The sequence below is a fragment of the Acinetobacter higginsii genome (genome assembly GCF_000369525.1).
GTDB lineage: Bacteria > Pseudomonadota > Gammaproteobacteria > Pseudomonadales > Moraxellaceae > Acinetobacter > Acinetobacter higginsii.
Window position 1 is genome coordinate 1,438,885 of the sequence record NZ_KB850072.1, and the last position, 26,436, is coordinate 1,465,320.

The 26,436-nt window shown below is 37.7% G+C and carries 32 protein-coding genes and 1 pseudogene; 17 read left to right on the plus strand and 16 right to left on the minus strand.

Going from position 1 to position 26,436, the window contains the following annotated elements; genetic code table 11:
- The first annotated feature begins 356 nt into the window (after nucleotides 1-356).
- The 5 genes from cydP to F902_RS12895 are packed head-to-tail and all read left to right on the plus strand — an operon-like array spanning nucleotide 357 to nucleotide 3,684.
- A complete protein-coding gene (cydP, locus tag F902_RS12875; RefSeq protein ID WP_004806751.1) occupies nucleotides 357-548 on the plus strand; it encodes a cytochrome oxidase putative small subunit CydP in 192 nt (63 codons plus the stop codon).
- Nucleotides 548-2,125 (plus strand): cytochrome ubiquinol oxidase subunit I, encoded by a 1,578-nt coding sequence (locus tag F902_RS12880; RefSeq protein ID WP_004806748.1) that lies wholly within the window; start codon nucleotides 548-550, stop codon nucleotides 2,123-2,125. The genes cydP and F902_RS12880 overlap by 1 nt, the downstream gene beginning before the upstream one ends.
- Nucleotides 2,122-3,267 carry a cytochrome d ubiquinol oxidase subunit II gene (gene cydB / locus F902_RS12885; protein WP_005204073.1) on the plus strand — a complete coding sequence of 382 codons (1,146 nt, stop codon included), beginning with the start codon at nucleotides 2,122-2,124 and terminating at the stop codon, nucleotides 3,265-3,267. The genes F902_RS12880 and cydB overlap by 4 nt, the downstream gene beginning before the upstream one ends.
- Before the next feature lie 14 nt (nucleotides 3,268-3,281).
- The gene (cydX, locus tag F902_RS22155; RefSeq protein ID WP_004653762.1) at nucleotides 3,282-3,383 is read left to right on the plus strand and encodes a cytochrome bd-I oxidase subunit CydX; all 102 of its coding nucleotides are present in this window, start codon (nucleotides 3,282-3,284) and stop codon (nucleotides 3,381-3,383) included.
- A 4-nt stretch (nucleotides 3,384-3,387) separates the two neighbouring features.
- A complete protein-coding gene (locus F902_RS12895; protein WP_004806745.1) occupies nucleotides 3,388-3,684 on the plus strand; it encodes a cyd operon YbgE family protein in 297 nt (98 codons plus the stop codon).
- 98 nt (nucleotides 3,685-3,782) lie between these two features.
- Here F902_RS12895 and F902_RS12900 read toward each other — a convergent pair whose 3' ends face one another.
- On the minus strand, nucleotides 3,783-4,616 hold the full coding sequence (locus F902_RS12900; protein WP_005204076.1) for a LemA family protein: 834 nt from the start codon (nucleotides 4,614-4,616) through the stop codon (nucleotides 3,783-3,785).
- A gap of 389 nt (nucleotides 4,617-5,005) precedes the next feature.
- Between F902_RS12900 and F902_RS22900 the strand changes: the two are divergent.
- Nucleotides 5,006-5,566 (plus strand): annotated as a pseudogene (locus tag F902_RS22900) (PepSY domain-containing protein); the annotation flags it as partial.
- Nucleotides 5,567-5,619: 53 nt separating this feature from the next.
- Here the strand turns inward: F902_RS22900 and F902_RS12910 are convergent.
- The 9 genes from F902_RS12910 to F902_RS12955 form a co-directional block, all read right to left on the minus strand.
- Entirely contained in the window at nucleotides 5,620-6,138 is a 519-nt protein-coding gene (locus tag F902_RS12910; RefSeq protein ID WP_005204081.1) for a GNAT family N-acetyltransferase, read from the minus strand.
- A 63-nt stretch (nucleotides 6,139-6,201) separates the two neighbouring features.
- Entirely contained in the window at nucleotides 6,202-6,885 is a 684-nt protein-coding gene (locus F902_RS12915; protein WP_005204082.1) for a YccT family protein, read from the minus strand.
- 873 nt (nucleotides 6,886-7,758) lie between these two features.
- Complete coding sequence (locus F902_RS12925; protein ID WP_005204084.1) at nucleotides 7,759-7,995, minus strand: hypothetical protein; 237 nt, start codon at nucleotides 7,993-7,995, stop codon at nucleotides 7,759-7,761.
- Nucleotides 7,996-8,077: 82 nt separating this feature from the next.
- Complete coding sequence (locus F902_RS12930) at nucleotides 8,078-8,539, minus strand: hypothetical protein (RefSeq protein WP_005204086.1); 462 nt, start codon at nucleotides 8,537-8,539, stop codon at nucleotides 8,078-8,080.
- A 228-nt stretch (nucleotides 8,540-8,767) separates the two neighbouring features.
- On the minus strand, nucleotides 8,768-8,968 hold the full coding sequence (locus tag F902_RS12935; protein ID WP_004806733.1) for a hypothetical protein: 201 nt from the start codon (nucleotides 8,966-8,968) through the stop codon (nucleotides 8,768-8,770).
- 393 nt (nucleotides 8,969-9,361) lie between these two features.
- On the minus strand, nucleotides 9,362-9,958 hold the full coding sequence (locus tag F902_RS12940; RefSeq protein ID WP_005204088.1) for a nitroreductase family protein: 597 nt from the start codon (nucleotides 9,956-9,958) through the stop codon (nucleotides 9,362-9,364).
- 182 nt (nucleotides 9,959-10,140) lie between these two features.
- Nucleotides 10,141-11,259, minus strand: a complete 1,119-nt coding sequence (ftsY, locus tag F902_RS12945; protein ID WP_005204090.1) for a signal recognition particle-docking protein FtsY — start codon at nucleotides 11,257-11,259, stop codon at nucleotides 10,141-10,143.
- A 118-nt stretch (nucleotides 11,260-11,377) separates the two neighbouring features.
- Nucleotides 11,378-11,707, minus strand: coding sequence for a hypothetical protein (locus tag F902_RS12950; protein WP_004806727.1), 330 nt, complete (start codon nucleotides 11,705-11,707; stop codon nucleotides 11,378-11,380).
- Nucleotides 11,708-11,818: 111 nt separating this feature from the next.
- Complete coding sequence (locus F902_RS12955) at nucleotides 11,819-12,178, minus strand: hypothetical protein (protein ID WP_004806721.1); 360 nt, start codon at nucleotides 12,176-12,178, stop codon at nucleotides 11,819-11,821.
- 226 nt (nucleotides 12,179-12,404) lie between these two features.
- Between F902_RS12955 and F902_RS12960 the strand changes: the two genes are divergently transcribed.
- The 3 genes from F902_RS12960 to F902_RS12970 all read left to right on the plus strand — a co-directional run bounded on the left by F902_RS12960 (nucleotide 12,405) and on the right by F902_RS12970 (nucleotide 13,797).
- Entirely contained in the window at nucleotides 12,405-12,638 is a 234-nt protein-coding gene (locus tag F902_RS12960; RefSeq protein ID WP_004653777.1) for an SEL1-like repeat protein, read from the plus strand.
- Nucleotides 12,639-12,849: 211 nt separating this feature from the next.
- Nucleotides 12,850-13,227: a DUF2750 domain-containing protein gene (locus F902_RS12965; RefSeq protein ID WP_004806719.1), complete on the plus strand. Its 378-nt coding sequence runs from the start codon at nucleotides 12,850-12,852 to the stop codon at nucleotides 13,225-13,227.
- A gap of 138 nt (nucleotides 13,228-13,365) precedes the next feature.
- Nucleotides 13,366-13,797: a CBS domain-containing protein gene (locus F902_RS12970; RefSeq protein WP_005204092.1), complete on the plus strand. Its 432-nt coding sequence runs from the start codon at nucleotides 13,366-13,368 to the stop codon at nucleotides 13,795-13,797.
- Nucleotides 13,798-13,854: 57 nt separating this feature from the next.
- Here F902_RS12970 and F902_RS12975 read toward each other — a convergent pair whose 3' ends face one another.
- On the minus strand, nucleotides 13,855-15,069 hold the full coding sequence (locus F902_RS12975; RefSeq protein ID WP_005204095.1) for an aspartate aminotransferase family protein: 1,215 nt from the start codon (nucleotides 15,067-15,069) through the stop codon (nucleotides 13,855-13,857).
- A gap of 163 nt (nucleotides 15,070-15,232) precedes the next feature.
- Here F902_RS12975 and grxD point away from each other — a divergent pair, with 163 nt between their 5' ends.
- Complete coding sequence (grxD, locus tag F902_RS12980; RefSeq protein ID WP_004639270.1) at nucleotides 15,233-15,574, plus strand: Grx4 family monothiol glutaredoxin; 342 nt, start codon at nucleotides 15,233-15,235, stop codon at nucleotides 15,572-15,574.
- A 51-nt stretch (nucleotides 15,575-15,625) separates the two neighbouring features.
- Here the strand turns inward: grxD and F902_RS12985 are convergent, their stop codons facing one another.
- Nucleotides 15,626-15,949 (minus strand): hypothetical protein, encoded by a 324-nt coding sequence (locus F902_RS12985; protein ID WP_005204097.1) that lies wholly within the window; start codon nucleotides 15,947-15,949, stop codon nucleotides 15,626-15,628.
- Between the two features lie 79 nt (nucleotides 15,950-16,028).
- Between F902_RS12985 and F902_RS12990 the strand changes: the two genes are divergently transcribed.
- Together F902_RS12990 and F902_RS12995 are read left to right on the plus strand one after the other, a co-directional pair.
- Nucleotides 16,029-16,457 (plus strand): hypothetical protein, encoded by a 429-nt coding sequence (locus F902_RS12990; RefSeq protein WP_005204099.1) that lies wholly within the window; start codon nucleotides 16,029-16,031, stop codon nucleotides 16,455-16,457.
- A 55-nt stretch (nucleotides 16,458-16,512) separates the two neighbouring features.
- A complete protein-coding gene (locus F902_RS12995; protein WP_005204100.1) occupies nucleotides 16,513-17,433 on the plus strand; it encodes a LysR family transcriptional regulator in 921 nt (306 codons plus the stop codon).
- 26 nt (nucleotides 17,434-17,459) lie between these two features.
- Here F902_RS12995 and map read toward each other — a convergent pair whose 3' ends face one another.
- Nucleotides 17,460-18,254 (minus strand): type I methionyl aminopeptidase, encoded by a 795-nt coding sequence (gene map, locus F902_RS13000; RefSeq protein WP_005204101.1) that lies wholly within the window; start codon nucleotides 18,252-18,254, stop codon nucleotides 17,460-17,462.
- A 359-nt stretch (nucleotides 18,255-18,613) separates the two neighbouring features.
- On the opposite strand from map, the gene brnQ reads away from it, so the two are divergent.
- Nucleotides 18,614-19,915: a branched-chain amino acid transport system II carrier protein gene (gene brnQ / locus F902_RS13005; RefSeq protein WP_005204102.1), complete on the plus strand. Its 1,302-nt coding sequence runs from the start codon at nucleotides 18,614-18,616 to the stop codon at nucleotides 19,913-19,915.
- A 414-nt stretch (nucleotides 19,916-20,329) separates the two neighbouring features.
- Entirely contained in the window at nucleotides 20,330-20,590 is a 261-nt protein-coding gene (locus tag F902_RS13010) for a hypothetical protein (protein WP_005204103.1), read from the plus strand.
- Between the two features lie 11 nt (nucleotides 20,591-20,601).
- On the opposite strand, the gene F902_RS13015 is transcribed toward F902_RS13010, so the two are convergent.
- Entirely contained in the window at nucleotides 20,602-21,057 is a 456-nt protein-coding gene (locus F902_RS13015; protein WP_005204104.1) for a hypothetical protein, read from the minus strand.
- Between the two features lie 135 nt (nucleotides 21,058-21,192).
- Here F902_RS13015 and F902_RS13020 point away from each other — a divergent pair, with 135 nt between their 5' ends.
- Entirely contained in the window at nucleotides 21,193-22,050 is an 858-nt protein-coding gene (locus F902_RS13020) for an alpha/beta hydrolase family protein (protein ID WP_005204105.1), read from the plus strand.
- Nucleotides 22,051-22,750: 700 nt separating this feature from the next.
- Nucleotides 22,751-23,215 carry a MarR family winged helix-turn-helix transcriptional regulator gene (locus F902_RS13025; RefSeq protein ID WP_004653790.1) on the plus strand — a complete coding sequence of 155 codons (465 nt, stop codon included), beginning with the start codon at nucleotides 22,751-22,753 and terminating at the stop codon, nucleotides 23,213-23,215.
- A 66-nt stretch (nucleotides 23,216-23,281) separates the two neighbouring features.
- On the opposite strand, the gene F902_RS13030 is transcribed toward F902_RS13025, so the two are convergent.
- Together F902_RS13030 and F902_RS13035 are read right to left on the minus strand one after the other, a co-directional pair.
- On the minus strand, nucleotides 23,282-23,944 hold the full coding sequence (locus F902_RS13030) for an SOS response-associated peptidase (protein WP_005204106.1): 663 nt from the start codon (nucleotides 23,942-23,944) through the stop codon (nucleotides 23,282-23,284).
- Nucleotides 23,945-24,020: 76 nt separating this feature from the next.
- Nucleotides 24,021-24,641 carry a 2OG-Fe(II) oxygenase gene (locus F902_RS13035; protein WP_005204107.1) on the minus strand — a complete coding sequence of 207 codons (621 nt, stop codon included), beginning with the start codon at nucleotides 24,639-24,641 and terminating at the stop codon, nucleotides 24,021-24,023.
- Between the two features lie 432 nt (nucleotides 24,642-25,073).
- On the opposite strand from F902_RS13035, the gene F902_RS13040 reads away from it, so the two are divergent.
- Nucleotides 25,074-26,363 (plus strand): Y-family DNA polymerase, encoded by a 1,290-nt coding sequence (locus F902_RS13040; protein WP_005204108.1) that lies wholly within the window; start codon nucleotides 25,074-25,076, stop codon nucleotides 26,361-26,363.
- Nucleotides 26,364-26,436 lie beyond the last annotated feature (73 nt).

Genomic DNA, 26,436 nt, shown 5'->3' on the forward strand with positions numbered 1-26,436 from the left:
CTTCATTGTAAGAATTATTTAATTATGTAATTAAAACGATAAGTCACTGTATATATTATTAATTTTATATTCATACTATTTTAGTTGGTTTAATATTTATTTAATTCAGTATAAACCTTATCTTTTTAATCAGATTTAAAAATATAAATACAACCGTTTTGATCAGGTTTTAAAATTAATTCATATTATTTTGGTTGGTTAAAATAATTATTTTAAATATTTTAACAAAAATAGAATATCCATATGATTTAAAACAAATATTTAATTTTAAATTATTTAAAAATACTAAAGGTTTATTTTCAATGAATTTTATTTAATAATGTTTTACATCTTCTTTAAATATGAGGCTAGGTTCTATGAACACGAGTTCTCAAGATCCAAATCGGCGACTCATCAGAGAAATCACGATTATTCTTATTATTAAAGTTGTACTTCTCTTGGTGATTAAACACATCTGGTTTGATGCGCCAACGATTCCAAAAGATTTTAACAATGAAGTTGCCGAGCGTATTGCTGGTGACATGTCCAAAACTCAGGAGACACGTTGATGATTTCTGAAAGCGTGGTCGATCTTTCGCGGTTCCAATTTGCAATGACCGCAATGTATCACTTTCTTTTCGTCCCTCTAACTTTAGGTCTGGCTTTTATTCTTGCCATCATGGAAACCACCTATGTGATTTCTGGTAAAGAAATTTATAAAGATATGACCAAATTCTGGGGGAAACTCTTCGGGATTAACTTTGCCTTAGGCGTAACCACTGGCCTGACTATGGAATTCCAGTTCGGTACCAACTGGGCTTATTATTCTCACTATGTAGGCGATATTTTCGGGGCACCGCTTGCAATTGAAGGCTTGATGGCTTTCTTCCTAGAATCCACCTTTATTGGTTTATTCTTCTTTGGCTGGGATCGTCTCTCTAAAGTACAACACTTAGGTGTAACTTGGTTGGTGGCGATTGGCTCGAATATGTCTGCCTTGTGGATTCTCATCGCCAATGGTTGGATGCAAAACCCAGTCGGTGCTGCATTTAACTACGAAACCATGCGTATGGAACTGGTGGACTTTGGTGCACTGATCTTTAACCCTGTGGCGCAAGTCAAATTTGTACATACGGTTTCTGCGGGTTATGTCACTGGTGCAATCTTTGTACTCGCCATCTCAAGCTATTACTTATTAAAGAAACGTGATTTACCTTTTGCACGCCGCTCATTCGCCATCGCTGCAATCTTCGGTTTAGCCTCAACATTATCTGTGATTCTTCTTGGTGATGAGTCTGGTTATGAGTTGGGTGATGTTCAAAAAACCAAACTTGCTGCAATCGAAGCAGAATGGCATACCGAGCCTGCACCTGCTGCATTCACCTTATTTGGTCTCCCAAATCAGCAGGAAATGCGTACCGACTATGCAATTAAAATTCCTTATGTGATGGGGATTATTGCAACACGTTCTACCGATAAAGAAGTAACGGGTTTACGTGACTTGATGAAAGAACATGAAGTACGTATCCGTAACGGTATGGTGGCCTATAGCGAGTTAGAAAAACTGCGTGCCGGTGACCGTTCTCCTGACTTATTGGCTTCATTTGAGAAAAATCAAAAAGACTTAGGTTATGGCCTACTCTTGAAAAAATATTCTCCAAATGTGGTTGATGCGACTGAAGAACACATCCAAGCTGCAACTAAAGATACTATTCCAAACGTCGCGGCACTGTTCTTCTCTTTCCGTGCCATGGTTGCTTCTGGCTTCCTGATGCTGTTGTTATTCCTGTTCGCGACTTGGGCTGTGGCAAAACGTAATGCTGAAGATAAACCTTGGTTACTCAAATTTGCTTTGTTTGCTCTCCCTCTCCCATGGATTGCAGCTCAAACAGGTTGGTATGTAGCTGAAGGTGGTCGTCAGCCATGGTCGATTGGTGAAATCTTACCAACACACCTCTCTGCATCAAGCGTCAGCGCTGGTGATGTGTGGGGCTCGATTATTGCGCTTGCAGCGTTCTATACCGTACTACTCATTATTGAAATGTACTTAATGATCAAATTTGCTCGTTTAGGTCCAAGTTCTTTGCATACTGGTAAATATCATTTTGAAAAACTAGAAGCAAAAACTGGGGAGGCTCAATCATGATCGAATATGAACTCCTAAAAATTATCTGGTGGGTGCTCGTTGGTGTACTACTGATTGGCTTTGCACTTACCGATGGTTTCGATATGGGCTCAATGGCACTGATGCCATTTGTAGGTAAAACTGACTCTGAACGCCGTGCTGCAATCAATACCATCGCACCACACTGGGATGGTAACCAAGTCTGGTTTATTACAGCAGGTGGTGCACTGTTTGCTGCTTGGCCAATGGTCTATGCAGTTGCCTTCTCTGGCATGTATTGGGCCTTATTACTGGTGCTATTTGCCCTGTTCCTGCGACCCGTCGGTTTCGACTATCGCTCTAAATTAGAGAATACCCAATGGCGTACCTCTTGGGACTGGGGCTTATGTATCGGTGGTGCTGTTCCAGCGCTGGTGTTTGGCGTAGCATTCGGTAACTTGTTCCTCGGCGTACCCTTTAGCTTAGATGACACCTTACGTTCGCAATATACTGGTAGCTTCTTTGCACTATTGAATCCGTTTGCACTGATTTGCGGTATTGTCAGCCTATCAATGCTATGTGCGCATGGTGGTGCTTGGCTGATGCTACGTACCGATGGCAATTTGCATAACCGTTCTGCCAAAGCAACACAAATCATGGCAATCGTGTTCCTTGTGTGCTTCTTGGCTGCGGGTGCATGGTTATTGTTTGGCAATATCTCAGGTTATAGCTATGCAACTGCGGTCAATACCAACGCTGCGCTGAATCCGCTTGCGAAAGATGTGGTGACCAATGCCAATCATGGTTGGTTAAACAATTATACAACGTATCCGATCACCATGGCTGCACCTATCGCTGCGATCCTCGGTGCGCTATTGGTCATTGTCAGTGCAGCGAAACATAAAGCGGCTGTGAGTTTTACTGGTACAAGCCTGATGATAGTTGGTGCAATTCTCACTGCTGGTTTTGCCTTGTTCCCATTCTTATTACCATCAAGCATTGATCCAACTTCAAGCTTGACCATGTGGGATGCGGTTTCTAGTCACAAAACCCTTGGGGTAATGACCGTTGCTGCATGTATCTTCGTCCCTCTCATTTTGATCTATACCTCTTGGTCGTATTACAAAATGTGGGGTGTCATCACCAACAAACATATCGAAGAAAATTCACATAGTTTGTATTAATCAGGAGATATGACATGTGGTATTTTGCATGGATTCTAGGTGTCTTGATGGCATGTTTCGCAGGTGTACTCAGTGCGCTGTATATCGAACATCATCAAGATTTAGATGAGGAATAATAGAATGGCTGAAGCAATGACAACACCGAAGAATAGTAAAGCGCAAGTACTTGCAATGACCATTTCGTTTTTGTTGGCATTGCCGCTTGCTGCTATTTTACTGGTCCATCCATCGCTGATGTTGGATGCTAACGGACATTACAATCATAGCTTGCTGATGTTGGTAATGATTGGGATTTCTGGTGGCTTCGTGCATGGAGTTGGGTTTATACCAAGGTTCTGGTTATGGAAATGGTTATTTAGTCCTTATATCGCTTGGCCATTAATGGTGTTGGGCTATTTTATTTGGATTGGAAATTAACCCCTTACACCGACCATAAAAAAACTGCCAGTTAATCTGGCAGTTTTTTTATTTACGAGACACTCAAAGCTAAAAAATTTGTTCAAGCTTAAACTGACTCATTCTGCCTTACTCGATGTTTGAGCTTGCTCAACATTTTCAGACTGATCAATTTGAGCCTGCTCGGTTTGATCAATAGCCTTTGTATCAGAAAACTCTTCAGTATTTTGCTCTACCTGCTTCGGTGTATCTGTTATTTGCTGATACTTTGACACTGCACTTTCTTTTAAGTTCTGAACTTGCTCACTCTCCAAAATGCGTTTACTTGTATCTAATGCTTTATTGGCAAGTGCTTTTGAACCATCAACTAAACTGGTTTTTGCTGAACCCAAAAGTGCTGTTAAATGCTCAGCACTATCGGTATGAAAATCTTTTAGAATGTGTTGTTCCGTATTTTCAACTGAAAAATCCAAATAGGGTGCTTCAGAAAATTTGAGTGCATTCGCAATAAAAACAGTTGGGATAGAACCTCGTTTGGTATTGTATTCTCGAACGTAATGGTTAAACGTTTCGCGTTGATGACCAATCTCATCTTCAACAGCTTTGATACTTTGCATTAAACTTTGATATTGTTCGTTTGCTTTAAGATCTGGGTAACGCTGAACTAGACCCTGAATTCCCATCAAAGCCACCTGAGATTCACGCTGCCCAGAAACAATCTCGTTTGCCTTGGTTGCATCTTTAGAAATAGTCAGATGCAAGAGTTGCTCCCCATCTTGATAGTTCTTTACCACATCAATTAACTGATTAATCAGATTCACTTTCTTTTGCAAAGATACAGAAATATTTGAAAGACTTGATTTAATAAACTCTGCTTTCGCTTGCAAACTATTATATGCTTTGAATAGCAGATAAATCACAATTAAAACAACAAACAATACAATCCAAAACATACCACCCTCAATCTATTTTCTCATTATTTAAAATCATGCAAAATATTCCATCAATTGAATCAATATTTTAAATTTTCACGATCATCTTAAATAAAGCAAAGGGATAAAACCATCTCAAACATGAGTACTGCATTAAGTCTATTCAATTTCAGAGCGATTAACAAAATCAGAATAAATACTTGTATTAACAAATACTTAAATAGCTAAAAAACATCAAAAACAAGACTTTTTCCAGCCAAAATTAATGCAAAAAAGTCCCATAATGTAAAATAAAATCTAACTTAATATTTTTATCTACTGCTATTTTTATATAAAAGGCTGCCAAATTTGAAAGCCTTTTTTTATGAGTACCTATAGGATTTCACCACTGGCTTCGATTTCAGAACCATTCGTTTTTGTTCTATTCAGGCAATATTCTGTGGATTGAAACACGCCTGCGTAAACAGAAGAATGAACCTACCAGCACCACAACAGCGTAAAGATGTCATGTTTATTGCCAATCTGACCATAGGTGCTTGCTTAGGTTGTATGTTAGCGATATTTACCAGTATGTTGATTGGTTGATGGACCCATATCATATCATACCATTGCAATTACAAAGTCATAACTATGTATTTATGTATAGCTACTATTTAGCATTTGTTGCTTGTATTTCATACAGTTTTATTATTGGTGCAGCAACGGCTTTAGCTCAACTGTTCTTCGCCATTGCGCTTGTTTTATTACTGATTCCTGCGACTTCTCTACTTGCCTATGTGTTTCCAATTCAAGGACTTTGGTATTCAACAGCTCATTTGATTTGGATTGATATCGTTGCTTTGGTATTTGCTTTAATATTTATACGTTTTTATCAACAAGCCAGAGAGCGTGCTCAAGCTACACCAGTTGGTTCAATTTGGTCTACGCAAAAAGTTGACCAAGTACCATCGCTTACTGAAAACCAAGCATAACCTCCTGTTCTTAACGCCATGATTGTTCCAATTCATCATGGCTTTTTTATGCATTAAAGAGATTTTTTCATTTCAATCAGTTGAATAGGTACAATGGGTTGCCCTACATCAGCCTCAATTGGATATTCGCTTTTCCGTCCCGTTATTTGGTAACCACGGCGCTGATAATACGCCAACAGTTCAATACGAACATCCAGAACATGCATGACTAAATCACGAATCTTTGGATAATTTTGTGCAATATATAACTCCGCATAATTGAGTAATTCACGCCCATAGCCTTGATTCTGTATGCTTGGATCAATCGCAAAAGTACCTATCTCTATACAATCAGCATTCAAGCTTAATCCAATGCAGGCAATAATCTCATCATTACCTAGTTCACCCACCAATAATTCGAAATTTAGTTGCTGCAATATTTGTTCTAATTGAACTTTACAAATGCGATCGCCTTGTACATACGCTTTTTCAGTTGTCCAACTACGTTCTGATTGTTCTCTATAAGCGATATTAATCAGCTTAACCAATTGTTCCAAATCACTATTCTTTGCTTTTCTAATCTTTAAAGACATTTTTATTTTATTCCACACAAAACAAAGCCGATGAAAACATCGGCTTTGTTATTAAATTTTAGATTAGTTTGTTTGACCAGCTAACCAAGCCATAAATTTTTGGCGCTCAGCTTTAGATGCTTTCTGCCACAATTCTGCCAATTGTTGATCTGTGGTTTTTGCTGTACCGGCTGCCGCTGCTGTTGTTACCGCTACAGGCGCAGTTGCAACTACTTGTGCTGTGGTTCCTGCATAAACAGGTGCAGGTTGATTCGCAGCATTATTCTTATTCTTTTGGGTTAAATCCAAAGTACGGCTTAATAAATTACTGCCAGTAAACCATGGCTGTGCTTCATTATTTGCACCTGTTTGCTGTACCACCAATTTTTTATTTTGATCATACAAAGCAACAGTAGGTTGATCTGCATACTTCTTTGCGGCATCGAAGTTTTTAGGTGCATTGACCAAACCTAGACTATAAGACTGATTGTCTTGTAAATCTGGTGCTTGAATGGTCACAACGCCTGATTTAACGATGTCATGTTCACCATTTAAATGCTCAAAATATTCACGATAGCGAACATTAACAGTTAAATTGCCTGGATCTACTTGATAGTTATTCTTCTTTGATGGAATTAATCCACTATTTACTTCTTGACCATTTACAGCAAGAATCACGATTTCTTCAGGGGCAGTAATAGTGACTGCAGAAAAAACTGAACTACTTAATAATAAACCGAAAGCAGCAACACCAACTCTTAAAGACATTAGACTCTTCTCAGTATAAACAATTTATGAAATCGTAAGCACTATGCTCCGCGATTATGACCATTTTATGACAAAAACCAAAACTGTCTATTGCAACAATTCGGCTTATTTAAGATATATACATCATATATATGGCAAAAGAAAATGACTTTATCTAACATTTTGTTTTGTAAAATAAAAATAACAAATTTTTCTTGTGCCTGCAAAATTCTGACAAAACTGTTAGTTGTCATAAAGCCAAACTATTGTTTTACTGGATCTTCTACAGATAGCTTAATCAAATCTTTTGTGTGCCTGGCGAATTAGTTCATCATATTCATCTGATGTTAGATCCTTCCGTCGATAGATATATATTTCTTTCTCTGAATTAAAACAAAATTTTGTACTGCACCAAAATATTTCTTCAGTCATTGATTCAACGTTGATGAAAGTAAACTTGCTATCATTTAAGTTTGCAAAGAAAACAGATTGCATCATTGAGCCTCAAAATTTCACGTTAAATAGGTTTTTAGACCTTCCAAGCACCTTAGTAAATCCTTAGATTCTTTCTAAAAGAATAGATTTACAGAAAGTTTTCTTCCAAATATTTATCTGGTTAAACAAAAAAATCCCATCAAAAAATTAATCTGATGGGCAAAAGGGGTTCAATTTCAGTCATGTCAGTCTCAACTAAACCCATCGTACTGTAATCAGCTCAAAACAGTACGACTTGTAGAATTTAATAAATAAAATTTGAGCCAACAAGCGTATTTCAAAGAATCTGACAATTACAGAACAATGATTACTGAATGTTTACAGCAATAGTTTTGCCAATAAAAAGCCCCATCAGTTGCAGGGCATAAAAGAAAACCTCCCGAAGGAGGCTTTCTCTTTTTATTGGTTTTTCCAAAAGGCAAAATTTATCGCCCTGTCATATGCTTGCTCTTGTAATTCTGTATATACAAAGAAATGCTGCTCTTCTTTGGTTATAGGATTAATAAGTTTCATTGGTATATAACTATGAGTATCTAAATCATTGGGATCAACATCGAATGTATCTAACTGCTGTTCTCTCCACTCACTACTTAAAACACCACCAACACAAAGCCATTTAGCTGAATTGCCTGTCATATATCACCCTTATAGTTGGTGATAATTTATACCACAGAAAAGCAAAAAGCCCATCTTTTGATGAGCTTTGCCGTTAACTAACTTATTCCCCAATTGGGATTGAGAATTTAAGTTGATTATTTCTCTGATCCAATGGCACCGGATTATGTTTTGCAATTCTTTGCTGATAATCTTTTTCAGAAATTAAACCTCTATTCTTCGCCTTCAAAATTGAGTTGAACTGTTGCTCATGACCTTGTGCATTCAAAGCATCGAAATGTCTATGTTCCAGATAATATTGGGACCTATCATGAGGACTCATATTAGATGTATGTTGTTGTGCTACGTGCGCTTGCTCTAATTCATAATTACGTTGATTGACACGATCTTGTTCTTGTTGCTTCATCGACTCAAAGAAATCAAACTGTTCACTACTTTTAACCTCTTTATGAGGCTCATCATTATTTAGAATTAAAAGTGATTTATCTTTGCTGAAGATATCATCTGCACTATACACCGAACCACAAATTACCGTACTTATAAGAAGAATTACTAATTTTTTCACCAAAAAACTCAACACAAAACAAATAAAGACAAATGTATATTTTATTATTTACTCACCATTATTTCAAATTAAATATTAAAAACAAAAACTTATGATTATTATAAAAAATCATAACCCTTTTACGAAAGATCCTTGATGATGTAATTCTTATATTTTTTTACTTCACAAGTAAAATAAATTTCCCATAAAAAAACCTCTCGAAGGAGGTTTTTTTATTTCTTGATTCAATTAAAGATCAGTTCCAATAAACACACTCGAAATAAAGAATTCCGCTTCTTCATCATCAGTTGAATCAAACTCTACCTCAAGGTGAATGACTTCCGCACCAGTCTTGTCTTTGAATTCTGCAAATTTCTTCTCAAGGAAATCTGAAATCTCATTTTCTAATGTTGCTCGTTCTTGGCGATATTGTTCTATTGCTTCTTTCATGATGAATTCCTATTAATCTGAACAACCATAAAAGCAAACTATTATGAAAATAACAAGACAACAAAAAAGCACTTTAAAGTGCTTTTTTAAAAGTAATCTTTGAAACAACTCTAGCAATCATATTATTTATTCTCAACACCTCTTTGTGCAAATCTTTGGTAATATCTAAACCCAATACTTTATCTTGTAAATTTTTAATTTAAATCAACCACTTAAACAAAAAAATCTCCAATCATTCTTTTTCTACTATCCTCTAACTCAACATTCTGGATTACCAGTTCTCACAAAGTATGTACAAAGCTGCCCATTTCGTCAGCACTACTTGAAATTCCATTCGTAGAAATAAAAAAAAGAGCACTAAACAGTGCCCTTTTTTGCTACTCGTTTTAAAACTTAGTTAAACGTTTTGAAACGTGCAGAATCATCCATATATGTTTTCTCGCCTGCCGCTGCTTCGATTGAACCGAATACAAGCTGAGCACGTAATTTCCAGTTTGCTGGAATATCAAAAGTTTCCGCAACTTCTGCATCAACAATTGGGTTGTAGTGCTGTAATGATGCACCTACACCAATTTCTGACAAAGCAGTCCAAGTTGCAAACTGTGCAATTGCACTTGAGTGCTCAGACCAAACTGGGAAGTTATCTGCATATAATGCAAATTGCTCTTGTAAGCCTTTTACAACATCTTGATCTTCATAGAATAACGCTGTACCAAAACCAGCAGCAAAGCTATCAATTTTTGCACTTGTATTTGCAAATGCTTCTGCTGGTACCATTTTACGCAAAGTTTCACGTACGATTTCCCAAAATTTAATATGAGAGTTGCCATACAAAGTCACAACACGTGAGGTTTGCGAGTTGAATGATGATGGGCTGTGTTTTACCGCTTCACGGATGGTCTCTTCAATTTTAGTTTGGTCAACTGTAAGGTTTTTACCAATCGCATAAATGGTACGACGTGATTTAATGCTATTTAAGAAGTTGCTCATGTTGTTATTCCTACCTTTGTGCCCTTTGGGGCGTTATCTTGGATTGAATGTAGTGTATAACGACGCATTTTTTAGGAATAGTCTAAAAAACATGACAGATCGTTTTATTTTTGAAACAGTCTTATTTTTTATTCGAAATAAAAAACTCCACATGTCGTGGAGTCTTTTTTAACACAATTTAATTACTTATCGGTTTCAAATAATGCAGCAACGAATGATTTAGCTGAGAAAGGACGTAAATCATCAATCTTCTCACCCACACCGATATAACGAATCGGCACATGGGTACGACTTGCAATATTAAATAACACGCCGCCTTTTGCTGTACCATCAAGCTTGGTAATGGTAATCCCAGTTAAGCCAACAGCTTCATCAAACAGCTGAACTTGGTTAATTGCATTTTGCCCCGTACCAGCATCAACGATGAGCATAATTTCATGTGGCGCAGTTGCATCAATCTTTTGCATCACACGCTTCACTTTTTTCAGCTCTTCCATCAAGTTGGCTTTATTCTGCAAACGCCCTGCAGTATCCGCGATCAAGACATCAATGCCTTTAGCACGCGCACTTTCAAAAGCATCAAAAATAACCGAAGCACTGTCTGCACCGTGACCTTGAGCAACCACAGGGATGTCATTACGCTCACCCCAAATTTGCAGTTGTTCAGTCGCTGCCGCACGGAACGTATCACCTGCAGCAAGCATGACTTTCTTGCCTTCGCCTTGTAAACGCTTCGCCAATTTACCAATGGTTGTAGTTTTACCCACGCCATTTACACCGACCATGAGAATCACATAAGGCGATTTGTTAGGATCGATATGCAGCGGTTTAACACGCGGTGCGAGTAAAGCGACTAATTCTTCTTGCAGTGCTTTGTACAACGCATGGGAATAGATCAAATCACCACGAGCTGTTCTTTCAGTCAAATTGGCAATAATGGTTTTGGTTGCATCTACACCAATATCGGCAACCAACATTTGTTCTTCAACTTCTTCTAATAACTCGTCATCAATCTCTTTACCACCAATCAGGATATTGACCATACCATCGGTGAAACTACGACGTGTTTTAGTCAAACCATCTTTCATGCGGCCAAAGAATCCCGTAGCTTGGGTTTCTTCTTCGACAACAGGTGCTGTTGCTGCAATTATTACAGGTGCTGGCGTCTCAACTGTAGTTTTTACAACTGGCTCATCAATAATGGGAACATCGACAGCAGGTAAATTCGGTAATGTGACATCATCATCACCAATGTCAGCATCTATCAAGAATTTATTTTGCATATTCGATTGCTGTTGCATGTCGATTCCTTGAGAATAAAGCAGCTTTAAAAAAGACGGTCAGTCTAGCATAAATTGATTTCGTTTTCCCGACCGTGACAAGCCATTCATTTATCAATAGAAATGAGTCGTTTAAAACTCACTCATCTTCTTTTGCCATTGCGGGATATTGTTTAATACGATTCGATTCAAATTGGTAAGCATTTAAAAGCTTTAGATAATCTACACGTCGAATTTTAGCCTGCTCCAAAGTATCTTCGGCCAAATGCTGTGTTCTTGGATGGCTGGCCTGTTGTGCATACTGAACAACTTTTTGGTACTGCGCTGTGTTAATTGGACGTTGCAATGCGTTATACGCAAGTATAAAAATAGACAAAATAATAATACCGACCAAAACATTGTAAAATTGGTCCAACTTAAATCCTAATTTGGATTGCATAACCTTATGTTTAAAAATTATAGACAACATAATCTACCTCGAATTAGAGGTAGTGTAAGTCTCTGATTCGCTAAGGACAAGCACAACGTTCAATAAGTCACAATTCCACAACTTATTGAACGCACACTACTTTAGCAATGATTAACTGACTAATGTACGAACGAAGGAAAAGTACAAAATAAATGCAATGATGACTAAGGTAATAAAAATGGCAAACATCCCTACACCACTTTCAGCATCTGCAGGATGTAAGTCATCATCATCGGCAATATTTTTCAACTCTCCATCGTAGATCCGATAAAACTGATCTTTTTGTTCAGGACTTAAATGACTGGCAAAGTCATACACGCGTTTACGTTGTGCTAAGCAGTAATCACCCAAGTGAATTTCTTGATGGAAAATGGCTTCATCAAGTAATTGACGATGATGATGAGCTAACGCAATAATTTGACTTTCTAATGGTGGAACATCCACAGTTACGCCATCAATGACATTGGACATGTTATTCTCCTTTTCTATTATTTTCACTTTGATTTTACTTAAAATTATTTGCGACAAATGTTTAATCGTGTAAGATTTTATTTACGTAATGACACCGAATATATTTGACAATTCAATCAATTTTGTCATAATAATTTAACAAATCTAAGTTAAAGTAGCTTAAATTCAAAGTAGAGTAACTTTGAATAGAATTTGCGGTAATCATAATTAAAATAAGGAGTTATATATGATTCAACAATTTACACACCATGAACTAGAGCATGTATATGCAAATGCGGTAAATACAATTCAATCGCAAAAAAACTTCCAAGATGCAGTGAAAGAGCTTGAAGAAGTAGCTAAAGCAGGTCACGGTAAAGCGGCATTATTTTTAGCAGAGTTGTATTATCAAGGCTTCCGAGTAGAACGTGATTCCTTGAAAGCACAGTATTGGCAGAAGATGGCAACCTTACAAGCATAATGAAACGTCACTTAGGTGGCGTTTTTTAATACCTCCATAAAACGAATCAACATGGTTCTTTCATATTCCTAACTTGCGCTGCAGTAAAGCTTTAACCGCTTGGATGAGATACCTACAATATTTGCTTACGATTTAGATCAATTGTTTAAACATAACTGCCATCTATCTTTCTTATAATAAAACATAAGTTTAAGAATATTAGTTTAATAACATGTATCGTTTTAGCCATTTCCAACCAGTCTCACGTGAGTTGATGTTTAAAATTTCAATTCTAAAAACAATGATGTATTGCGGCGTTCTTTGGGGTTTATACCATCAGGGTTGGGCAATCAAATCGGATCAAGATGGTCACGTATTCCCCTTTTGGCTAAACGGCGTCCAAGCTCATCGCTATGCTAAAGCACACTGGAAAAACTACACACCACGTAAGATTACGCCGAAAGATTTCCATGAGTCCTTGCTTCCAACTTTAACCCGTTTACAAGTTGAACCTGCTTTATTTAACTCTTCACATCGTAAATTTAAACTTTCAACTCAGCAAATGCAGCATTTCTTCTTTATGCCACATCAATCAGCAGTGACGGTTTAATTATTCTCTCTAATCCAATGATGACTTTTTAGACACTCATGAAGAAAAGTTATCATTGGAATGAAATTAGGGCTTTGCATTTAAAAAAAATACCGTTAAGTTAAATGAAAATGACAATACAACACAGGTGGATAAACAATGACAATCGTTGCTCAAGTCATCAAGAATAAAGCAGTACAATCAATTTTCACCATTTCACCGAATGCGACTGTACTTGAAGCAATTAAAATTATGGCAGAAAAAGGTGTTGGTGCTTTAGTCGTTGCCGAAGATGAGAAAGTCGTTGGAATTTTCTCTGAACGTGACTACACCCGTAAGATTGCTTTAATGGAACGTTCTTCAAACAATACGCCTGTGTCAGACATTATGACATCAAAAGTAATTTCTGTAGGTTTAAACCATACGGTAGAAGAATGCCTTAACCTCATGACTGACCGTCATTTACGTCATTTACCTGTGCTTGATCAAGAAAAGTTAGTTGGCTTTATCTCTATCGGAGACTTAGTTAAAGCAGCGATGGATGATCAACGTATTCTGATTGAACAGCTTCAACAATATATTTCTGGCTGATTCTCTATACAAACAAAAAAGGGCAAGTGAATTGCCCTTTTCTTCAACCTACAACGATTATGCTTTTAGAAAGTTCTTAATCACAGCAACAAGACGTTGTAGTAACTCATCTGCTTGCGCTTGTGTCATGTTTAATGGCGGTAATAAACGTACCACTGAACCAGCCGTTACATTGATAATCAGCTTATATTCATCACGTGCAATCGCAACCAGTTCAGCACAGTCTTTTGGTAGCTGAATCCCAATCATCATGCCAAAGCCACGCACTTGAACATTGTAATCTGCCAATTGCGCTCTGAGTTGATCAACAATATAGGCACCTACTGTAGCAGCATTCTCAACTGCATTTTCCTTTTCCAGAGTATCAAGTACGGTATATACCACACGTGAACCTAGCACTGTTCCACCATAAGTTGAACCATGGCTGCCTGCACCCAGTAAACCCACAGCTTTACCTTGTGTCATCACCGCACCAATTGGAAAGCCATTTCCTAAGCCTTTGGCTGTAGTCATGACATCAGGAATAATGCTGGTGTGTTGATAAGCAAAGTATTTACCTGTACGGCCATTCCCTGTTTGAATCTCATCTAGCATCATCAACCAATTGTGCTGATTACATAGCGCACGTACATCCTCCAAGTAACTAAACCCTTGTGGTGCTGTATTCACGCCGCCTTCACCTTGGATAGGCTCAATCAGGATGGCAACAATATCTGGATGGTTGATGGCTGCTTCTTGAATTGCTTCCACATCTCCAAACGGCACACGAATAAAACCTTCAACCAAGGGCGCAAAGCCTTCCTGAACCTTTTTATTGCCAGTTGCAGACAAGGTTGCCAAGGTACGGCCGTGGAAAGATTGTTCCGCGACTAAAATTTTAGGGTATGCAATGCCTTGTTGAGCACCAAATTTACGTGCAATTTTGATCGCACCTTCATTTGATTCAGCACCACTATTTGAAAAGAAAATTTCTTCCATCCCTGAAACTTCTGCCAGTTTCTGTGCTGCAGCTGTTTGCCAAGGAATTTCATATAGGTTACTGGTATGTACCAAAGTCGCAGCTTGTTCAGCAATCGCTTCTGCAATAACAGGGTGTGCATGTCCTAAACCGCACACAGCAATCCCCGTTAACGCATCTAAATATTCTGTACCCTCTGCCGTATATAGATACGCCCCTCGTCCTCGTACAAAGCTGATCGCTTGGCGACCATAGGTTGCCATAAGGTGTGATGGTTGATCAGGTTGCACAGGAGCAAGAGTGATATTAGTCATAACAAACTCAATCTATCAGTAGTTGTGGTGAAAAAAGTTATATAAGCAAAAACTTGCATAGATTGAAAGCCTAAAGTCACATTTATATAAGAAAAATCTTTCGCAATCCTCCGCCGCGCTTTTTTTTAGGTATAATGCAAGGAGATTAGTTGAGGATCTATCTATGACGGAACAAGCGCGTGATACAGTAGCGTTAATTCGTGATCAAATTGCGAAACACCCTGTTTTACTTTACATGAAAGGCACTCCACAATTTCCGCAATGTGGTTTTTCTGCTCGTGCAGTAGAAGCACTTAGCCAAATTGGTCGTCCATTTGCCTATGTAAATATCTTGGAAAATCAAGATATTCGTGCAACTTTACCTCAAATTGCGAACTGGCCTACTTTTCCACAATTATGGATCAATGGCGAGCTTATTGGTGGTAGCGATATCATGCTTGAAATGTTCCAAAATGGTGAGTTAAAACCATTAGTTGAACAGTACAGCCCAGCACCTGAAGCATAAGCTGTTAAGCAAAAAGCCAATCAAATGATTGGCTTTTTTATTGGAAGGATTTTAATGTTGACTAAATCCAACATAGCGGAATAACCCTTCCACACCTAAATCTGCTTTATAAATGTGCATGTCGGCATAGTGAGCTTGAGTAACACTAGCAAAAATATTCATATTTGGATCTTCATGAATTTCATCCACTGACTGTGGTAAAACCTCTTCAAAACGATCAGCAATAAATTCAAAACCTAAATCCATTGCCATAAATAGCGTATGTTCACAAGGTTGAATATACTGCTCTTGATCCCAGTCTAGAACCGCATGCTGACAAAAAGGACATACAATGTTTTGGGTCGCATCGACAATATTGATAAGTTGATATGACATAATACTTAAGCGCAAAAAATTTCAGCCAGTTTAAAAGAATATGACGCGCTAATCTATCTTGAAGCGGAGGATTTAGCTGATGGCGACATTAGAACAAGCAATTGCATTTGCCGCAAAACAACATTCAGGTCAAGTTGACAAAGCCAATGCCCCCTATAATTTACACCCACTCAGAGTGATGCTGAATGTACCCAGTATGGATCATAAAATCATTGCTGTTCTGCATGATGTCTTAGAAGATACCGAAACAAGCATTGCAGATTTACAAGCTTTAGGATTCCAGACACACATTATCGAAGCAATCGTTGCACTCACCAAACTAGATGGTGAGTCTCGAATCGAAGCCGCTCAGCGCACTGTACAAAACCCTTTAGCACGTGTTGTGAAATTGGCTGATATCACTGACAATATGGACTTATCTCGAATTCCATCACCAACCGCAAAAGATTTTGAGCGAATGGAACAATATCAGCAGGTTCGGGCTATATTATTAGCCCACAATGTTTAATAATCACTTTTATATTCATTTAACTTGATCACAATAAGCTGGAGTTTATAGCGTAATGCTAACGGATTTAGATGATTTTTATTGCTTCGCGCTGGTTGTAGAACATGGTGGCTTTAGTGCTGCTGAACGTGCAACAGACATTCCTAAATCTAAACTCAGCCGTAGGGTTTACAATCTCGAAGAACAATTAGGTGTACGTCTGATTCAACGTAGTTCACGTCATTTTGCCGTGACTGATATTGGTATGGATGTTTACCGACATGCACAGGTGATGATGAATGCAGCCCAAGCAGCGCATGATGTGGTCAATCATTTGAGCAGTCAGCCACGTGGTGTCATCAAAGTCAGTGTACCAGTCGATATTGCTCAAAATCAGATGGCGAAAATCCTACCGGCCTTTTTGAAGAAATATCCTGAAGTTCGGGTACAGATGATGATCAGCAACCGCCGTATTGATGTCATCAATGAAGGTGTCGATCTGGCGCTGCGTGTTCGCTCTAAATTAGATGATGATCCAAACCTTGTATTGCGCCAATTCGAAGCGATTGAACAACGTCTTTTCGCCAGCCAAGCCTATTTAAATGAATTTGGTCATCTCAATAGCCCAGAACAACTGGCAGAACATCGTATTATCAGCATGGCTGAAGATCATCTCGATCAACAATTCTTGTTAACAGGCCCTGACCATCAGCAGAAAAAGATCAAAGTAAACCCCGTGATTATGGGTTCAAATTTACTGATGCTGGCGGAATTAGCCACTCAAAACTGTGGGATCGCCCTGCTTCCCGACAGTATTGCCCAAGACTTTGTAAAAACAGGACAACTTGTGACTGTCTTACCCGAATGGACGGCACCACACGGTATTTTCCACGCAGTTTATCCATCGAGACGCGGTCTATTGCCCGCTGTTCGTGTTTTTATTGATTATTTGGTTGAACAACTTACCCAATGCTCAACTAAAAAAAAGCGCGATTAGAAATCGCGCTTTTTTTATCGGATAACTTAAACGGCTGGATAATGTCCTGTGCCATTCGGCCATGGCGTTAATAGCTCAAAGCCATCATCCGTTACAGCAACCATGTGCTCCCACTGAGCAGACAATGATTTATCTTGTGTCACTACAGTCCAACCATCATTGAGTTCTTTTACATAGCGTTTTCCTGCATTCACCATCGGCTCAATGGTAAACACCATGCCTTTTTTCAGAACCAAACCTTGGCCTTTCTGACCATAGTGCAAAATATTCGGCTGTTCATGATAAATACGACCAATACCATGCCCACAATATTCACGCACGATGCTATAACCTTCACGCTGAGCAACAGATTGGATGGCATAGCCAATATCACCTAATGTTGCACCTGGTTTCACTGTATGAATACCCGCTAACATCGCTTCATAGGTTGTTTCAACCAGTTTTTTCGCTTCAGGCTTTGGCTCACCAACAAAATACATTCGGCTGGTATCGCCAAAATAGCCATCTTTAATCACGGCAACATCGATATTTAAAATATCACCCTCTTGCAAAATCTTTTTCGCAGAAGGAATTGCATGACAAACTTCTTCATTGACAGAGATACAGGTCGTTTTGGTGAAACCGTGATAGCCCACATTGGCAGGAATCACCTGCAATGTATTCACAATATAATCGTTGCAGATATCATCTAAATATTCAGTTGAAACGCCAGGCTTGATATAAGGCCCGATCATTTCTAACACTTGTGCCGCTAAACGACCAGAGATACGTAATTTCTCCAGATCTTGTTCAGTTTTAATGGTCACAGTAGAAGCTCTCATTCGAGATTTTCCTTATTCATCAATCAGATTAAAATCACATGCAGAAAAATTAATATGGGGACTGCATAAAGTATTTCAATATTTGTACGCCTTCCCATTGAAATCTTCAATCTATTTAAGACTAAAAGAGCATTTTATTTTTGATATTTAAATTCAGTTAGGCCAATAGGAAAGAATCTATACCCTTCTGCATTTTCGAGTTTTGGAAAGCTTTTCAACACATTAGCTTTACCATTACTAATTATATGATTTTCATCATTTCTTTTTAGTCAAAAATCAACCAAATTTCACATAAATTAGTTTCAAAAGAACGCATTTTTGTTCTAAACTTCGCACTTTTATTTTATGCCTCCCTCTTTATGAATCAACTTCGTACAGGAGATATCATTGCTTTAGGTTTTATGACCTTCGCGTTATTTATTGGCGCAGGCAATATTATCTTTCCTCCAATCGTTGCTCAGCAGGCTGGTGAACATGTCTGGCTTGCGGCCTTCGGTTTCTTAATTACCGCAGTTGGTTTGCCTGTCATTACGATTATGGCCTTATCTCGCATGAAAGGTTCAATCGAAATCATCAGCTCTCCACTTGGACGCTTCTTTAGCTTACTGCTCACCATTGTTTGCTATTTGTCTGTAGGTCCACTCTTTGCAACACCACGTACTGCAACAGTTTCTTATGAAATTGGCTTCGCACCGTATTTTGGTACATCAGGTAGCAGCCTTCTTATTTATAGTATTGTGTATTTTGCATTTGTGACTGCAGTTTCACTGTATCCAAATAAACTACTCGATACGGTTGGTCATGTACTGGCTCCTTTAAAAATCATTGCCTTGGCAATCTTAGGTATCGCCGCATTTGCGATTCCAACAGGTATGATTTCAGCTCCAGTCAACAACTATATCGCAAGTCCTGTTTCTGAAGGTTTCGTTAGTGGTTATTTGACCATGGATACCTTAGGCGCACTGGTATTTGGTATCGTAATTATTCAAGCGATCCAATCACGAGGTGTGACAGATACAAAACTGATTACCAAATATGCCATTATCGCAAGTTTGATTGCGGGTGTTGGACTCACGCTTGTCTATGTCAGCTTGTTTAAACTTGGCTTAGGCAGTCATGAAGTCGCGCCTAATGCAGCCAATGGTGCAATCATTCTGCATGCTTATGTACAACACGCGTTTGGTGATTACGGATCGTATTTCTTAACCATCTTAATTTTCCTTGCATGTATGGTAACCGCAATTGGTCTTACATGTGCTTGCGCTGAATATTTTACCGAATTGACAGGTTTATCTTATAAGTTACTTGTTTTTATCCTGACTGGCTTTTCTTTGTTGATTTCTAATCTAGGTCTAACAAAGCTGATTGCAATCTCAGTTCCTGTACTCAGTGCAATTTATCCGCCAGCGATTGTCGTGATCATGCTCAGCTTCTTCTGGAAACGTTGGAACAATCCGTCGATCGTGGTTGGATCTGTGACTGCTGTTGCTTTCCTTTTTGGTATTTTTGAAGCAATTAAAGCGGCTGGTTTTACTGCACAATTACCGACTTTTATTCAGCACTTACCATTGAACGAACAAAATCTCGCATGGTTACTCCCATCGCTGATCGTTCTTGTTTTTGCAATTGTGGTCGATCGCGTATCGGCATCTAAAGATTAAAATGATTTGTCGTTAAAATGATGTTTTACCCAAACATGATTTTAGCTATACAAGAAATGTTCTTTTATCCAACGCTCATTTTTTGTTTACGACAAATCTTTCTTTTCTTAACTTAAAGCTGACGCTGTCAAATATGCCTCAATGTCTTTATTTGTGATCTAAAAACAACTATTTCAATTGAATTAGTTGATTGGCAAACTTTTCAAAATGTAAAAATAATGGCTAATATTTTACTAAAAAATAGTATAAATCAATATAAAAAATACTTAAAAGTTATATAAATCAATACATTTAGAAATTTATTTTCAAAATAGTCACTATCCCTATTGAAATGCTCAGAAAATAGCAGTACAACTTAAAAAACAATTCAGACAAAAACACATGGTTTTGTCGTCACAACAAGGAGGGATGGAGATGTTATCAATACATTTCAACAAGCAAGTCTTCATTAACGCTCTGAAGGCAAATGATTCAATCGTATATGCAACTACAACGCTTGCCTTAATGGTCACGTTGTTGTTTCAAGGCACAATTAAAGGTAATTTAAAACCCGAATATTTTGCATATGCATTGATTGTATCTCTGGCCTTTTGTATGTGGGCGATCGTCGATCGAAAGTTTCGACAGTTAAGCGCAGTGCGCCAAAAAAATTCTTTAGGAAAAATGGATGAGTGATCATCCATTTTTTAATGTAAAAATTGAGCAATAGTTCCCAATACTAAAATCCCAGTTGCACCCAACTCTACAAGAATTAAACTCAACATCATCAATGTCATACACCATGCTGGTAAAGTCCATTTCCCCACTTGATGCGGCTGTTTGAATTGATTGGTTGTATCTCTTAATAATCCATGCAAAATATAGATTAAAATCGACATCGCAAAGAAGAATAGATTTGCAACAACACAAAATAATGCGATTGAATCAGATAGAACTGTAAAAAAACTTAATGCTGCTAAAATTAGACTGGCTGCCGCGTAAAGCAGACTACTCCGATGTGCAATATCCACATAATAATGTGCTCTTGCCTGCGCTGTTTGTCTAATTTGATAATATTTCCAAACTCCAGTCAGCATCCCCACCCATAGAAAAATCCCACTAAATACAATAGCAAGCTGTGTTGCAGTATTTAAAACATACATAACATCCCCGAAATTAAAATATTCCTTTTGTGTGCGTATATTACATAAAATTTGACTTTTAAGTCATTTTTTAAACGAGTTTCTTTTTGGAACTTGTGTAAAGTAATACTATGCACATATAAGAGTATCTTTCTAATGAAGAGTTATGAATCTTTTTGGATGAGCTGCAAAGATGACTATCAACTTGCAGCCCAATTTTATCCTGCACAAGATCATACCAAACCCTACCCGATCTTGATTTGTCCAGCGACAGGCATTACAAAAAATTTCTATCATGCTTTCGCAGAATGGCTTAACCAACAAGGTTATAGCGTTTTAAGTTTTGATTTTCGCGGTATAGGTGAATCGCTTCATGGCCCGCTCAAGAATTCTACGGCCAGTATAAATGACTGGGGAATTTATGATATTCCAGCCGCAATTGAGACCTTATTAGAGCGAACTCAAGCTGAAAAAGTGATTATTGTTGGGCATAGTGCTGGCGGGCAATTACTTGGGATTACTTCAAACTATAACAAGGTTGCTAAGGTTTTGGCTATCGCTGGCTCTACAGGTCATGTCAAAGGCTTGAAAGGTAAAACTAAAATCCTTGCGCCCGTTATGTTTAACGTTATTTTCCCAGTTTCTAGCTTCTTGAAAGGTTATGGCGCAACTCAATTTATTGGGATGGGAGAAAACCTCCCTAAAAATGTTGCAAAACAATGGGCTGAGTTTTGCAGTAAACCTGGTTATGTCATGAATGCAATTGGTAAAAGTATCTTCGAAGATTATCATCAAGAAATTCAATGCCCGATTACTTCTTTTTGGGCAACTGATGATGAAATTGCCACTCAAGCCAATGTCAAAGACTTACTTCGCTTATACCCCAATGCACCAACCAAATTGATTGAATTAAACCCACAACAACATGGCTACAAACAAATTGGACATATGTCGATGTTTAAAAAGTCACATCAAAAGCTATGGCCCCTGATGGAAAATGAACTTAAGCTTTAAGAAAAACATGAGTCATCACAATTTTGCACTTTACGCATCTAAACCTGTAATCCTGTTTAGATGCGTCTTTTTATCTATTTAATCTCCGAAGTTCAATTGTTATCCCTTTCATATCTTTTTTGATTTCTCACTATTCGCTCTACACACCAAATTTATATCTAAATTGCCCCATCAAAATCTATTCAAAGCTGCAAATTTTAAAATTTCATCGAAAAAATGTGATAAAGAATGTATTTATTCAACTTTTTAAAAAATTTTATGTGCTATATTTTAACCAATTGATTAATTCAAATAGTTGTATTCGCTATTTTTTTAAGCGTTATTTATTTTATAAATATATTGATTTCGTATATTTATGACATTTTAGACAGAAAATATTATAAAAATGTCACGTCAAAAATCGTATTTTTTTTCTACAATATGATTATTCTACAAATAAGCAGTAATGCTAGGCTGTAGGACAACCTTGAAGGAAAGACGACTGGATAGTACATCATTAATAGCTGATTTATGTGAATTTTATGATGACTTATTCGTTGAGAATAAAGATAATTTCACCGTTATCTTTGAACAGATTTGTTAAAAAATGGAATGCTAAAAAAATCAGAGGATCGATTTTTTTAACAGGCAAGTTATAGACATTTCATGGAATCTAGGAGCGACTAGGAGTGGCTCCTTGTGCAAGTATAGGAAATAAGTGATGCCAAAAAAATATGCGCGTTTTTTACCTACAGCCGATTCATTTAACCTGGAAGACTTTCCTTTTTACTGGATTTCTCAAGTAAATGCTCAGTACGTTCAAAATATCGATAACGTGCTCAAAAAATATGGCTTAGACAATTCTCGTCGCCGTATTCTCATTGCCTTGCATGTCAAACCCCATGCCAGTGTGTCAGAGCTTTCCGACATGGTCATTTCCAAAATGTCGACCACAACCAAAATTGTTTATCGCCTCAAAGATGAAGGCTATATCGATACGTATTCATGCAAGGAAGATGGTCGTATCACTCGCGTCTATCTAACAGACAAAGGTCAGGAAATGATTACCAAAATTAATGATCTTACCTCAGTTATCCTCGAACAATCATTTGATGGCTTAACGCCTTTGCAAATTGAAAAGACAATGGAAATTCTGCGCCATATGTTTAAAAATCTTGCGCGCTAAGCAACTGATCCAAAAAAGGCTTCCAATAGGAAGCCTTTTTTTATCTCATCAACTCAAATATTAAGCTCAATCAAACATATTCAGTTGCGGTGTTATTTTTACAATCTTTGCTTTAGGAACATGGGAACACTCAAATTCTTCTACAGGAAAACCCTTCATAAATTCATAGAGTTGATGTGGTTGTTTTAAGCTTAACCATTCATCTAAGCGCTCATGTGGAATAACCACCACTGACCGCTTTACGTCTCCCGGCTCATGGAAATCTTTCATCATCGGATGGTCTATGGCATCCATCGTAAGCATGGTTGCCGAACGGATCACCTGATCGCCCAACTTTCTGATCTCATATAAAGCCGCGATAAAGAAAGCCTTTCCATCTTTACGACGTACACCCCATCTTTGAGGCTTATTATCGATGTATTTACTTTCATAGAACTCGGAAACAGGAATAACACCAAATTTGCACTTGGAAGCCGCCTCCAAGAAACTAGGTTTCTGAAAAATGGTTTCGTGTCGAGCATTATAAGTATGCTTGGAAATATTGGTATCTTCCGACCATTTTGGTACCAAACCAAACAATACTTCCCGCCACTCCAGCCCTTGCTCTGATTTAAATAGTAAAGGGGTTGTATAACTTGGGTAAACTTCTTCCCCATATTCAAATGGAATCAAAGGTAAACCAAGCTGTTGAGCTTGCTCGACTGTTAATGGTTTATAGTTGGCACACATAGTTTGTTGAGTATTTATCCTTAAAAACAAAGTTAAAAAAAGGAGGTATCAAGCCTCCTCTTTCTAATTACATAAATTAGCCAAATAACTTTTTCATTTTTGCACTTAAACCGTGGATAAAGCGGTGCTTGGCATTGGCTTTATCGCTGGTTAAAAAGTTAATTTGAATTGACTGACGCTGTCCTTCAAACGGTACATAACCATGCCAACCATTATCAGTCACTTTAAATGCAACCAATGTACCTGGACCCGCATCAATTTCTTCGACGTAGTCATCCATGTTCTTTTCATCATTCAAGATACGTAGACGACCTGTAGGCGCATCCCAAGACTCATTTAGATAAATCAGAATAGTCAGCAGTTTGGTTTTCGAATCAGAATGAATGCGACCATCTTTTTGGCGTGAATAACCACGTAAGGTGATCATCATCGGATGTTCCATCACATCCACATCAAATTTTTCAGTTAAAATCTGACGGAATTCTTTGGTATCTAAAGACTTTAAAAAGCGATCAAAATTCGGCTTAATTTCAACATCTTCAATGTTATAGCTACCACCCTGTTCAATCTTTGGGAAATTCTGAATAACAGCTTTCACCTCGCTATCTACGATCGAATTTTCTACGACAAAATAAGGATACGGCGAAGTAGATACTTGCGCTTGTTTTAAAGCATCTAATTTTAAAATTTGTGACATCGTTATGATTCGGCTAAATGATCAAACTGCGAGAATTATAACAAAAATTTCATCAAGATGATGTTTTATCCTGTTCCAGATGAGTTGGGCCACTTAAATTGAGTCTATATTTTTACAGTTAAAGTCCATACGCTACATACACAATAAAAAAGCCTCCGAAGAGGCTTTTATACACTATATAAATCAATAAGTTAATAACATTATTTTCACTTTTGTTGCACTATTTTTTATATTTCCAGTTTTCATAAACTAATTTCAATAATTTTGAAAAATTCCATTTTCAACACTTCAATCGATTAATTTCCGACCAAACGCATCAAGACAGGCGACTTAAAGTGTCGCCTGCTTGTTTATCCACAGAATTTTAAATTTGAATTCACAACAGCTCAGTTCTAACATTTAACTTGAATTTGTAACTTTTTCAAGTTAACCATGAAAGACCGATTTTTCGCACTTGTTGATGTAAACAATTGCTACGTTTCTTGTGAACGTGTGTTTAATCCAAAACTTAATAACCGCCCTGTTATTGTTCTATCAAATAATGACGGTTGCGCAGTCGCACGCTCGCAAGAATCAAAAGATATTGGGATCAAAATGGGCGTACCGCTTTTCCAAATTAAGGACCTTGTTGAGCGTAACAACGTTGTTGTAATGTCCAGCAATTACGCGATGTATGAGGAAATGTCTAAGCGTTTTTACAATATCCTTTCTGGCTTTGTTGCTAACTCTGAGATTGAGCGATATTCAATTGATGAAGTATTTTTAGATTTAACAACATTTTCTAATTATATAGACTTCGTGCAGTATGGCCACGAAATGAAAAATACGCTTTGGCAATGGCTTGGGTTGCCTGTTTGTGTAGGCATTGGTCGCAGTAAAACTGAAGCTAAAATCGCAAATCACATTGCTAAAAAGAACAAACAATTTAACGGTGTGTGCGACCTAGCCCGAATGGATCTGTGTAATAAAGAAGATTACCTTGCAAAGATTGATGTTAGCGAAGTTTGGGGCGTTGGTCGACAGCACACTAAAAAACTGCAATCCATGGGGATTAATTCGGTACTCGACTTGGCTTGTAGCAACCCTACCCAAATGAAAAAATTGTTCAGCATCGTGATGGCTCGTACCGTAAGCGAGTTGCAAGGAATATCATGCATTGAGATTGAAGATACCCCACCGAGCAAAAAGCAGATCATATCGAGTAGGTCCTTCGGGCAAAAAGTTACTGAACTTCAAGATTTGAAAGAAGCTATCGCCCTTCATGCCCAAGATGCATGTAAGAGATTACGTGCTGACAAATCACTAAGCGGATGCTTGATTGTATTTGCTCAATCAAATCCATTTGATGCAAACACCCCTTTTTATAACAAGTCCGTTTCATTTGCATTTCCCCAACCTACTGACTGCGTTACTGACTTTGTGAAAGCAGCAACAATAATGATTACGCACGTATTTAAACCAGGTATCAAGTTTAAAAAATGTGGCGTGATGTTCACATGTTTAGAACCAAAGTCATCGCATATTTATGACTTATTAACTGACATACAAGAAATAGAAGAAAAAGAAAATTTAATGAAAACTTATGAAGCAATACAAGAAAAATTCGGTAAAAAGAAAATCGGCGTTGGGCCTTGCTTCATGCCAAACCGAGCTTGGTCAATGTCACGTGGTAATCTCAGTAATAATCCGTTCACATGGGAAGGACTTTTGAGAGTTGGATAATTAGTAAAATCTTGTTTATAAATGAATTGACAATTTAAAACCATTTCCCTATAAGGGAGTAATAATACTTTAA